This is a genomic window from Streptomyces aculeolatus, from assembly GCF_020400605.1.
Taxonomy (GTDB): domain Bacteria; phylum Actinomycetota; class Actinomycetes; order Streptomycetales; family Streptomycetaceae; genus Streptomyces; species Streptomyces aculeolatus.
The window spans coordinates 1-485 of sequence record NZ_JAINRD010000105.1 but is presented as its reverse complement, the minus strand read 5'-3'; the positions used below and the strand labels follow the sequence as shown (position 1 = coordinate 485).

Below are 485 nucleotides of genomic sequence, written 5' to 3'. Positions count from 1 at the left end.
GCCTGTACGACACGCAGGGCGGCCTCGTGGCCGGGGTCGGCGAGCTGACCCTGCGCACGCTGCCCGCTGGTGCCCAGCCGACCGGCATCCCCGAGCACCTCTACGGTCTGCGCTGGACTCCGCAGCAACTCCCGGACGATGTACCGGACCTCGCCGGCTGGGCCGTCCTCGGCGCCACCGCCGCCGTCCCGGACACCCCCGCCCGGCACTACGCGAGCCTGGCCGACCTCCTCGCCACCGACGACCAGCCCACCGCCGTCGTCTACGCCCCCGCACCCGGCGGCACCACCCCCACCGCCGCCCACACGGCCGTCAACGACCTCCTCACCCTCCTCCAGCAACACCTCACGGAACCCCGCCTGGCCGACACCCCCCTCGTCGTCCTCACCCGCCACGCCCACGCCCTGCCCACCGACGCCGACCCCGCGACCGACCCCGCACATACCGCGCTGTGGGGTCTGGCGCGCTCCGCGCAGGCCGAGCAC

1 protein-coding gene is annotated in these 485 nt (G+C 75.9%); it reads left to right on the top strand.

Features of this window, described 5'->3' with window-relative positions; genetic code table 11:
* On the top strand, positions 1-485 hold a 485-nt coding region (locus LG396_RS38905; protein ID WP_504968456.1), incomplete at both ends, for a SpnB-like Rossmann fold domain-containing protein.